The sequence below is a fragment of the Nonomuraea sp. NPDC049784 genome, from assembly GCF_040659615.1.
In the GTDB taxonomy this organism is placed as follows: domain Bacteria; phylum Actinomycetota; class Actinomycetes; order Streptosporangiales; family Streptosporangiaceae; genus Nonomuraea.
The window spans coordinates 1-10,012 of the sequence record NZ_JBFAMX010000370.1 but is presented as its reverse complement, the minus strand read 5'-3'; the positions used below and the strand labels follow the sequence as shown (position 1 = coordinate 10,012).

Here is a 10,012-nt window from a genome sequence, read left to right as displayed (position 1 = left end):
CCGCCCACTGAGTGGCGGTCAAATCACCTCGACCCACGCAAAGATCGTCCCAGAAGTGGATCACGCAAGTGATCCACTTCTGAAACACGCCCTAGCTCCCAGCGCACGTCGTCCAGGTCGAGCATCCGGGCCTCGTTGATCCGCAACCCGACATCGGCGACCAGCCGGGCCACGGCGTAGTTGCGGGCGGCCGGGGCGAATTTGCGGCAACTCAGCAGCTCTTCGCGCCACCCTGTGAACAGCTGCTCGATCTCCTCGACGGTCGGCGGGACGCGCAGGTGCGGATCCACGGACAACCGTGGACGGTTGACCTCATCGAGCGGACACTCGACGACCCGGCCGGTGAGGTTGTGCAGCTCAACCTTGTGCCTGAGCTCCAGAAACCGGAAGAACACCGTCAGAGCGGCCGCTCGCCCGGTGCGGGTGGAGGGCTTGGCATCTCGCAACACCTTGCCGAAGTAGACGTCGCCGTCTTCGGGCTGCATCTCCCACAGCGGCCGGCCGAACCAGTCCCGGATCAGCTCCAGATGATTGGCGTCGTTGCGGATAGTGCTGTCGGTCAGCCCGGCCGACGCGCGGGCCAGCACGAACCCCGCCAGCACGTCGGTCTCGAAGGCGGCAAGATCTTCTTCGCTGCCGGGGGCCCGGTGCTCGCGTAGATCTCGTACGACTCCCAGCGCCAACCCACACCTCCCGACTTCACCAGCGCCGCCACCTCATCACTCCCGTGACAGAAGCTTCACCGAGAGTGAAGCTACTTCAGGGCGTGCTGATCGATCAGGCAAACGGGAGAAGATGCAGTTCGCAGGCAGAGAGCGTGCACAGTGAGGAGGGCCCAGCGCCCTCAACTCAAGAACTGTTGCTTACCCGTATTCGACCGCCAGCCGCAGATGATCGCTGCGTGTCTGCTCCCGCTGACCGTACTCGGCAAGAACGGCCGGATCCACCCCCAGCCGCTCGGCCAGCCGGGCCACCGCCACCGGCGGCGCCGCCGTCACCTCATCCGGCACGAACCCCAACCAGGGCAACGTGGCGAGTTGAACGGCGAGCCCTAATCGGTCGGTCGGGCCACGACCCCGGCCCGGGTCGATGAAGGCGACGTCGGCGGGTGTCAGGGTGAAGTACCGGATCAGATCGTCGTGGCCGATGTCGGGGTAGGACCGCAACCGCTCCAGCTGGTCTTCGGAGAACATCCGGGTCGACATCGACCACCTCCACACCGCTACCCGGTCGGGACCGTATGAACGGTAGCGGAAGTGATCAACAAACTGAACGGGCCCACATCAGTACAGGTCAGGCAAATCCGTTGGAAATTTCCCCAGGACTACAGCGAGGCCTAGAGGGACCCGTCCCGGTTGAAGGTACGGTCCTGGACGATCAGGGGGACCTCGAAGCGTCCCCGAGGCAGGCCGAGCGCCTCCTCGGCCTGATCCCGGATCACGTACACCCCGGACAGGCCGGCGTAGTTGTTGAGCCCGGGTGAGCTGCATCGCGTGGTCGTGGTACCAGAGCATGGTCGCCTGCTGGCGGTTGCAGTAGGCGAAGATCGCCTCGTTGGGCGCGGCTCCCGGCAGGGAGGCGTACAGGGGGCCGTGCATCCCTTGGGGGGTGAACCAGGCGGCCGGGTTGCCGTCCGACTGCGGCGGGTCCCAGCCGCCGTGCAGGTGGACCACGTTCCATACGGTGACGCCGGAGGGCATGTCCATGTGCCGCCCGCCCGGCGGATCCGGGGAGACGCCGGGCAGCTGCCGCCACAGGCTCTCATCGATAGCCCCGCGCAGCAGATGCGTGGTCGGCAAATGGTTGCGATAGCGGACGACCGAGGGCCGGTACCGCCGCGCCACCAGGGCCGGCCCGAGGCAGCCGAGCCCGGCGGGCCTGCCCTGGCCGGAGGGATCAGATGCCCAGTAGCCCCAGGCGACGGTTTCGCCGAGGTCGGCGTGGAAGCGCCACGGCTGCTGGCGCATGGTCACCTCGTAGTAGTCGGCGTCCGGGTACACCGACGTGTCCGGGACCGCCACAGGCACACGAGGTAGCCGGTCGACGTACTTGCGCAGACCGCGAGCCGTCGTCGTCCCTGCCTCGCACACTCCGGCACCTGCCGCCGCCGCGGCCAGGCGCATGAACTCCCGTCTGGTGAACATCACTGTGCCTCCGGGCTGGGTTCATGCGAGCGCGGCCTGCCACGCTCGCCTGCCCGACCCTCTGCCCCACGCTGGGCGGACCCCGGTCAACGTCCCTCAAAGGCCAGGTCGATATCGATACTCGACGCGCCCGGCGGGGCAGGACCGGAGATCAGCGGCGGTTGCCGTAGGCGAGGCGGGCCGTAATTCGTCTTTTGCCGGCTTCAGGGACAGTCGTGGGCTGCAGCTCGGCGTCTACCTGCCTGGTCAGGGAAGCAGGTGGACGAGCGCAGCTTCGCATGTCGAACCGGGCTGCCGGACCATCGCGATGCTGCCGGCCAACACGCGGGACGCGGCCCCGGTGCGGCCGGCCACCGTCCGCGTCCATCCCAAGGATGTGGTGACGATGTCCTCAGGTTCTCCCGGCAGTGAGAACCCCATCCGGTTCTCCGAGGAGCACTCCGCGGAGGTGGTCGAGGCCTCTTTCGCGAACACCCCGGATCCGCGGTTGCGGCAGCTCATCACCAGCCTGGTCCAGCACCTGCACGCCTTCGCCAAAGAGGTCGACCTCACCCAGGCCGAGCTCGAAGCCGCGGTCGATTTCCTGACCCGGACCGGGCAGGCCTGCACTGACGTGCGCCAGGAGTTCATGATGTTGTCGGATGTGCTCGGGTTGTCGATGCTGGTGGATGAAATCAGTCACCGGGGGCCCGCCGGGGCGACGGAGCCGACCGTCCTGGGGCCGTTCCATATGGTCGACTCTCCACCGCGGGCGCTCGGTGACACCATTTCCTTGGCGCCCGGCGGGGAACCCACCCTGGTCACCGGGCAGGTCCTCTCCGTCGAGGGCCACGAACTCGCCGGTGCGCTCGTCGATGTCTGGCAGGCCGACGAAAACGGCTTCTACGATGTTCAGGAGCCGCAGACCGTCCCCCAGGGCAACCTGCGCGGCCTGTTCACCTGCGATGAGCAGGGCCGCTTCGCCTTTCGCACCATCATGCCCGCCCCCTATCCGGTCCCCTGCGACGGGCCGGTCGGGGAACTCCTCGAGGCGACCGATCGCCTGCCCTATCGGCCTGCGCACATTCACTTCATCGCCCGTGCCGAGGGCTATGCGACGCTGACCACTCACATGTTCGTGGCCGGCTCGCCTTATCTGGATTCCGATGCTGTGTTCGCGGTCAAGGACAGCCTGGTACGGGACTTCCCGCTCATTGAAGACGCCGAACTGGCCGACCGCTACGGCATGGCCACACCCTTCCGCCATGCGCACGTCGAAATCCGGCTGTGGAAGTCCTCATGATGGCGCTGAACGGCCGTTCCGACATCCGAGTGGCCTTGGAGACGCTGCCACCCGGAAGGATTCACGATGCGCGCACTTCGATTCGATAGCTTCGGCGAACCCGATGTCCTGCACGTTACTGAGGTTCCCAGTCCTGTCGCGAGCAACGGTGAGGCCGTCATCGCCGTCAAGGCGGCGTCGGTGAATCCGTCGGACCTCAAAAACGTCGCGGGGGCGATTGAAGGAACGATTCTGCCCCGCGTGCCCGGGCGTGACTTCGCCGGGACCGTGCTCGACGGACCGCCCGGCTGGATGGGCGAGGAGGTCTGGGGAACCGGCGGTGATCTCGGCTTCACCCGTGACGGGGCGCATGCCGAACTGCTTGCTGTCCCGGTGGATGCGCTGGTCCGCAAGCCAGAGTCCCTCAGCTTCGAAGAGGCCTCGGCCGTCGGCGTCAACTTTGTCACCGGTTGGCTCGGCGCGGTCGAAACCGCAGAACTGGACAAGGGCGAGACGATCGCCGTCTTCGGCGTTTCCGGCGGAGTCGGCGGGGCGGTCGCGCAGATCGCCCGCGCCCGCGGCGCCCAGGTGATAGGTCTCGACCAGGTCAAGCCGGCCGACAACACTCCCGCCGCGTCGATCATCCAGGAGTTCATTCCATCTGGCGGTAGCCCTCAGGAGATCGGCACCGAGATCAAGCGGCTCACCGGCGGCCGAGGTGTGGACGTGGTCTACGATGCGGTCGGTGGTATCACGACCGCGTCCGCACTCGCGTCGCTTGCGCACGGCGGCCGACTCGTGGTGATCAGCGCGGTGGGCACACGGACAGTAGAGATCGACCTGATCGACCTCTACCGCAACGAAACCCGGATACTCGGGTGCAACAGCCTGAGGCTCGATGTGGTCGAGTCCGGTAAACGGCTTGCACAGCTGGCCCCATACTTCGAGTCCGGTCAATTCCGTCCACTGCCGATCGCCCGCCGCTACAGCCTCGAGGAGGGCAGGGATGCCTACCTGGCGGTGGCGCACCGAACACGGGGCCGCGTCGTCATCTGCCCCTGAAACCGACATCTCTGGGTGCCGCTAATCGGTTCGGCTCAGTCGAAGACACTCGCGCCTTCTGCCGGGACTGGCACAACCACCATCACTTCCACTCCGGAATCGGCTACCACCACCCGGTCGACGTGCACTACGGGAACGCCGCCGCCGGGTGTTGGGGGCATCGGACCGTCCTCGATGCCCCAGGTGTCCACGACGGCGGCTCCTGGCTCGTGGCCAGGTCAGTGATCAGCGGATTCCCACCACACCAGATTGGCGGCCGCCTGGGCCACCGGCTCGATGATCTCCCACGCCTCGGCGATCAGCCCATCGTCCAGCCGCCAGATATCGACGACCGCGATCCCTGGCTCGGCACCCGGAAGCCAGCGCCGCGAGTACATCACGACGTGATCACCGTCGGCCAGCACGTGATGGATCTCGACTTGCATGTCGGCGAGCGGGATGAGCGCCGCGCGCACGGCGGCGAGCCATTCGGCCTTGGTCGACGAGGTCGAATCCGGCCTGTGATGGACGAAGTCATCGCTCAGCAACGGCGCGAGCGCATCGACGTCGCCCGTCCCGACCAGTTCCGTCAGCGCCCGTTGGACGATGCTCTTGTTCTCTGCAGTCATGGAAGGAGTGTTTCTGCCGCTGCGACGGTTGTCGATGAACTCGGATTTCATGGCGCCCCGCTCCACGCGGAGTAGCATCGACGGTCATGCACACGGTCGGGGAGCTCTTGCGGCAATGGCGGCATCGCCGGCGACTCAGCCAACTCGATCTCGCGATCGCTGCCGACGTCTCAGCTCGTCACGTCAGCCTGGTGGAGACCGGCAAGTCCAACCCGAGCGCCGACATGGTCCTCCGGCTCGCGGATCAGCTCGATGTGCCGTTGCGTGAGCGCAACCGGCTGTTGCTCGCCGCCGGCTTCGCACCCCGGTACGCCGAGCGGCCGCTCGACGGGGACGCGCTGTCGGCGGCCTGGGACGCGATCGAGAGGGTGCTCCGCGCACACGAGCCGTTCCCTGCGCTGGTCCTCGATCGCCGATGGAACATCGTGATGACCAATCGCGCTATCGACCCGTTCCTCGCAGAGGTTGCCCCCGACCTGCTGCGGCCGCCGATCAACATGGTGCGGCTGGGACTGGACCCGCGTGGGCTCGCTCCTCGGATCGTCAATCTGGCAGAGGTGCGTGCGGTGCTCCGTACCCGAATCGCGCGTCAGCTTGCCGCTGCTCCCGACTCCGAGCTCACTGCGCTCTACGAGGAGTTGCTGGCGCCCGGCTCCGAGGACGCGAGCCACCCGATCGAGTCCGAGGTCGTGATCCCGATGATCTTTCGCTTCGGCGAACGAGAACTGCGGCTGTTCTCGACTACCACCACGTTCGGCACCCCGATGGACATCACACTGGACGAGGTCGCGATCGAGTCGTACTACCCGACGGACGCGGAGAGCGCCGCCTACTTCACGAAGTCCGACGCCGACGCTCGAGCCGACACGTAGCCACCTGCCCCCTGATCAGCGAGGAGGGGTACGGTCCCGCCCCAAGCCCGCTGCTCGCACCCAGGCCAGAGTCGCGGATGAGGCGGTCACGCGGGAGAGCGTTGTAGTCTGCCCTGCGCCGGCATGTCATTGATCAGCCGCCCCGTAGTCTCGGCCGAGAATCCAACGAACCGCCTGGTCAGGCGGGGGTCTCGCGGAGCACCAGGCAGAGAAAGCCCCAGATGTCCCGGTAGACGCGTAGCCATTCGGAACGGTTGGTGGTGGCGGCTGCGAGTGCCTGCGCGCTGTCCGGGTCGGACGGGTGGTCCAGTGCCCAGGCGGCCAGTGACCCCCAGCAAGCCCACTCATAGTCGTCCAGTTCCTGGCGGGTGCTGATGTGCCCGTGGACGGGTGTCCATCCGTCGGCAACCACCAGGTCCAGGGTGGTGGGCAGGTCGGCAATGTCTCCAAGCATCTCGACGGCTTCCTGAGAGGGATCGCCGGTCCAGAACCCCTCGCCGATCAGGATTCGTCCGCCCGGTGCCAGGTGCTTGCGTGCTGCCGCGAGGGTGGGCAGCAGCCCGCCGAAGGCATGCGTGGCCCCGACGCTGAGTACCAGGTCGAACGGTCGCGAAGAGGCGAACGTCGCGGCGTCCTGGCGGTGCAGGACGAGGCGATCGTGGACGCCGATGTCTCGCGCGGCGTCACGAGCCTGGTCCAGTGCATCCTCCGAGACGTCGACGCCCTCGGCGTGCAAGCGTGGATGCGCGGCCAGCGCGCGCAGCAGCCATTCCCCGCCGCCACACCCGAGGTCGAGCACGCGTTCGTCTCCGCGTGGAAGGCCTTGCTCCAGCAGGCGGCGCACCGAGTCATCGCCGAGTGGAGATTTGATCGGGTGATCGGCATGGGCGATTCGGGACATCTGTTCGCGTTTCATCCGTGCAGCCTGGCAGCGTCAGAGATCTTGCGCATCTCATTTCCTGCGACCTCATGCAGGCACAGGGAGTTCGGATGCACCGGCCCCGGCACGGTCGTCAGCCCCCGCGACATGTGCCCCGACTCCGGCTGTCGCGTGTGGAACGGGAAACCGCCGTGAGCCGCTGAGGCCGGAACGCCCCACAGCCCGCCGCGTCCCGGAGAACACACGCGGCCACTGGAGACGCCGTCCGGTCGGCCCGCGTTCCTGGTCTGCCGCTATGAGGATGTTCGCCAGGTGCTCTCGGAACCGGCCCGGTTCAACAGTGCCCTGACACCGTTCCCGGGGTCCGGGCAGGTGGACGCCGACGAGCCGGCCAAGATGCGGGCCGGCAGCTGATCGGGTTCGACCCGCCGGAGCACACGCGGTTGCGGCGGATGCCCAGGCTTGAGCCGCGGATCACCGAGATCGTCCGGGTGGCTCTGGACGATCTGGAGCGGGCCGGTAATGAGACGACCTCGAACATGCTCGGCTTGGGCACCCTGGCCCTGCTGCCGAACACCTGCAAAGATGTTGATCGCTTCCTCAGAACTGGGTCAGCCGGTGGGCTCGTCCGTGGCTGACGGGTCGGTCCGGGCCGGGGTGACGTCGTCGAGTCGGCTTCCTGTCCGTACGCTGCACAGCGCGTCCTTGATCGCGGCGATGACCAGTTGGGGATCGTCGTCGTGAATGTAATGACCGGCTTGATCGGCGATGACATGCCGGCTGTTGGCTGACAGGTGGGCCAAGTCTGCGTTGAGGCGGTGCCAGCGGCGCCAATCCTCGGGGACCGTGTCACTATTGCCCGGGCTGCGGGTCAGCACGACGAGAGGCCTGTCGCCCAGTCCCCCCTTGGACAGGGGCTGGTCGGCCATTGTCAACCGGTTCAGAGCTCGGTGCTCGCGCATGATCGACCGCCGGTCGGCGCCATTGCGGATTTCCTGGGAAACGGCGATGAGGAAAGGCAGGGTCACTGCCTCGAAAAACCTGGCGCGCCAGGGAAGGCAGTCGCGAAGAATCTGTGCCTGGCCTTCGGTACTGGAGTCGACCAGCACCATGCCGGCGACTTCCGTGTCATAGAGCCCGGCGAACGCTCTGACATACACGCCGCCGGCTGAGTGGCCGACCAGTACGACGGGGCGAGCGATGCCTGCCGCATCCAAAACCTCGTGGAGATTACGGGCGATATCGCCGGGCGCTCGGTTGTCCAGCGCCCGACTGCTGGAACCGTAGGCCGCTCGGTCATAGGTCACCACCGTCGTCTCTTCGGCCAGGGCCTCGGCAACCTCCCGCCAAGACTCCGCGTGTCCGCCGAACGCAGGCTCAATGATCACAGCCGGTTCTCCGCTGCCGAACAGGGTGACACTGATGCGATGCGGCCCCGCTTCCACCTGAGCAGCCCGGCTACTCATCTCTGCCCCCGAAAGGCCGACGATACGTCATGTTTTGTGATCGTAAGTCGCCCTGTCGTCAACTGTCAAAGATATCTTTGACGTATGCGAATCACCGATCCGCGGGCCATGCGGGCCCTGGCGCACCCGCTGCGGCTAGACCTGATCGACCTGCTCGGCCGGATCGGCCCAGCGACGGCCACGACCTGCGCCAAACACCTGGATGCCTCCCAGGCCTCGTGCTCCTTCCACCTCCGCCAGCTGGCCAAGTACGGCTACGTCACCGAGGCCGAGCCCTCAGAAGACAAACGGGAACGGCTATGGCAGCTGACCGACCACGAGCAGAAGTGGTCCATCGCGGAAGGCGGTGCGGCGGCGGTCGAGCTGGAGCGGGTGTTCATCGAGAGGGAGGCCGCCCGCATGGCCGCATGGGCCGAAACCCGGACCTCCGCTGCGAAGGCCTGGCACGAGGCGGCATTCGTCTCAGGAGTCAGCGTCCCCCTGACCCCTGAGGAGCTCGACGCGATCGGCAAGGACCTCATGAGGCTGCTCGAGCCGTACATGGCCCGACTGTCAGATCCGTCGCTCACCCCCGAAGGCGCCCAGTCCGCGCGGATCTTTCTCCATGGCGCCCCCCATGCACCTCTTGACACGTAACTCGCGCTTCCGCCGGCTGCTGCTTGGGGACGCCGTCTCCAGCTTCGGTGACAGCGCGTTATTCCTCCTCCGCGCCCGCTCCGGCGCCAACAGCGGGACACCTCGGGCACTGTGTGATTGCCGTCCAGCACCATGCGGACGGCTGTCAGCTTATGTGGAGGTCTGCCCGGAGCCTTCGGTGCGCCCCAGTCAGACTCGGATGAGCGCTGCAGCCAGCTCGGCGTTGCGCTGGGCGAACTCGGCCCATTCAGGCGGCGTGACGGCGCCCGCCCGGGCGACGGCCGAGCGACTGCACTCGCGCTGGTCCCACCCATTCAGGCGCCCGCCGCGGATGGTGAACGTGACGGCGAGGCCGTCTGCCCACCCGCATACGTGTTGGTCGCCGCCACCTTCGACGGTGACGCGCTGCACGCTCATCACCCATTCGAGCGCAGCTAACTCACTGTGGATCCGAGCGGCCAGTTCGAAGTTGAGCGCCGCCGCCGCACGATCGCGCGCCGCTGTCAGCGCTTCGCGCGCGGCCTCGGCGTTCGTCCCATCGAGCGCGGAGATGACGGCCGCGGCCAGCCGTTCTCTTGACTGCGGGCCGATGCCGCGCCTTGTCGCGATGTCGCGTTCGGTGGCGGTGAGCCGGTCACGCGTGTATGACAGCGGGAACGCTCGCTGTAGCCCCGAGATCGCCTGCCGTGCTCTCGTTCCGCCGAGGTAGGGACCGAAGCCGATGACCCCGTCGAACCGAACAGATCGTCGGGCAAGCCGGCCCCGACATCGGCAACATGCGCGGGGGCCTCGTCGCAGACGCTACCTCGGGGGCCACAGCCCTGATCAGCGGCGGCTTGCTATGCCTCGGCGCCGTCGCCGTGGTAGGTGCCATCACGCCGCAATTGCGCTGGTCGTCCACAGTGTCCCTTCCTCGCACAACCTCAACCAGCCCATGAGCCCCTGGCCCGGGCGGACCCGGGCCCCTCGGCATCAGCACGTCTGAGAACAGCGGCCGGCGGAAACAGCGTGTAGTCCTGGCCGGGTGGCTGCGGTCATGTGCCGGGGTTCGGCGGGGTGGGCTGCGGCCGCTGCGGGCTTGCC

General features: G+C 67.1%; 11 protein-coding genes and 1 pseudogene. 5 read left to right on the top strand and 7 right to left on the bottom strand.

Annotated elements, in window-relative coordinates; genetic code table 11:
* Positions 1-23: 23 nt before the first annotated feature.
* The 3 genes from AB0J09_RS43445 to AB0J09_RS43435 all read right to left on the bottom strand — a co-directional run bounded on the left by AB0J09_RS43445 (position 24) and on the right by AB0J09_RS43435 (position 2,144).
* Positions 24-602, bottom strand: a complete 579-nt coding sequence (locus tag AB0J09_RS43445) for a hypothetical protein (RefSeq protein ID WP_360704745.1) — start codon at positions 600-602, stop codon at positions 24-26.
* A gap of 261 nt (positions 603-863) precedes the next feature.
* A complete protein-coding gene (locus AB0J09_RS43440) occupies positions 864-1,205 on the bottom strand; it encodes a DUF4158 domain-containing protein (RefSeq protein ID WP_360704742.1) in 342 nt (113 codons plus the stop codon).
* Between the two features lie 78 nt (positions 1,206-1,283).
* A complete protein-coding gene (locus AB0J09_RS43435) occupies positions 1,284-2,144 on the bottom strand; it encodes a hypothetical protein (RefSeq protein WP_360704739.1) in 861 nt (286 codons plus the stop codon).
* Between the two features lie 307 nt (positions 2,145-2,451).
* Between AB0J09_RS43435 and AB0J09_RS43430 the strand changes: the two genes are divergently transcribed.
* The 3 genes and pseudogenes from AB0J09_RS43430 to AB0J09_RS43420 all read left to right on the top strand — a co-directional run.
* The gene (locus AB0J09_RS43430; protein WP_360704736.1) at positions 2,452-3,426 is read left to right on the top strand and encodes a dioxygenase; all 975 of its coding nucleotides are present in this window, start codon (positions 2,452-2,454) and stop codon (positions 3,424-3,426) included.
* Positions 3,427-3,492: 66 nt separating this feature from the next.
* Positions 3,493-4,467 (top strand): zinc-binding alcohol dehydrogenase family protein, encoded by a 975-nt coding sequence (locus AB0J09_RS43425; RefSeq protein ID WP_360704733.1) that lies wholly within the window; start codon positions 3,493-3,495, stop codon positions 4,465-4,467.
* Positions 4,468-4,493: 26 nt separating this feature from the next.
* Positions 4,494-4,613: pseudogene (locus tag AB0J09_RS43420) on the top strand (IS3 family transposase); the annotation flags it as partial.
* A 72-nt stretch (positions 4,614-4,685) separates the two neighbouring features.
* Here AB0J09_RS43420 and AB0J09_RS43415 read toward each other — a convergent pair.
* Positions 4,686-5,126: a nuclear transport factor 2 family protein gene (locus tag AB0J09_RS43415; protein ID WP_360704731.1), complete on the bottom strand. Its 441-nt coding sequence runs from the start codon at positions 5,124-5,126 to the stop codon at positions 4,686-4,688.
* A 35-nt stretch (positions 5,127-5,161) separates the two neighbouring features.
* On the opposite strand from AB0J09_RS43415, the gene AB0J09_RS43410 reads away from it, so the two are divergent.
* On the top strand, positions 5,162-5,947 hold the full coding sequence (locus AB0J09_RS43410) for a helix-turn-helix transcriptional regulator (protein WP_360704729.1): 786 nt from the start codon (positions 5,162-5,164) through the stop codon (positions 5,945-5,947).
* A gap of 178 nt (positions 5,948-6,125) precedes the next feature.
* Here the strand turns inward: AB0J09_RS43410 and AB0J09_RS43405 are convergent, their stop codons facing one another.
* Positions 6,126-6,863, bottom strand: a complete 738-nt coding sequence (locus tag AB0J09_RS43405; protein ID WP_360704726.1) for a class I SAM-dependent methyltransferase — start codon at positions 6,861-6,863, stop codon at positions 6,126-6,128.
* Between the two features lie 575 nt (positions 6,864-7,438).
* The gene (locus AB0J09_RS43400) at positions 7,439-8,293 is read right to left on the bottom strand and encodes an alpha/beta fold hydrolase (RefSeq protein WP_360704723.1); all 855 of its coding nucleotides are present in this window, start codon (positions 8,291-8,293) and stop codon (positions 7,439-7,441) included.
* Positions 8,294-8,377: 84 nt separating this feature from the next.
* Here AB0J09_RS43400 and AB0J09_RS43395 point away from each other — a divergent pair, with 84 nt between their 5' ends.
* Complete coding sequence (locus AB0J09_RS43395) at positions 8,378-8,929, top strand: winged helix-turn-helix domain-containing protein (RefSeq protein ID WP_360704721.1); 552 nt, start codon at positions 8,378-8,380, stop codon at positions 8,927-8,929.
* A 189-nt stretch (positions 8,930-9,118) separates the two neighbouring features.
* On the opposite strand, the gene AB0J09_RS43390 is transcribed toward AB0J09_RS43395, so the two are convergent.
* Entirely contained in the window at positions 9,119-9,346 is a 228-nt protein-coding gene (locus AB0J09_RS43390; protein WP_360704718.1) for a hypothetical protein, read from the bottom strand.
* Positions 9,347-10,012: the final 666 nt, after the last annotated feature.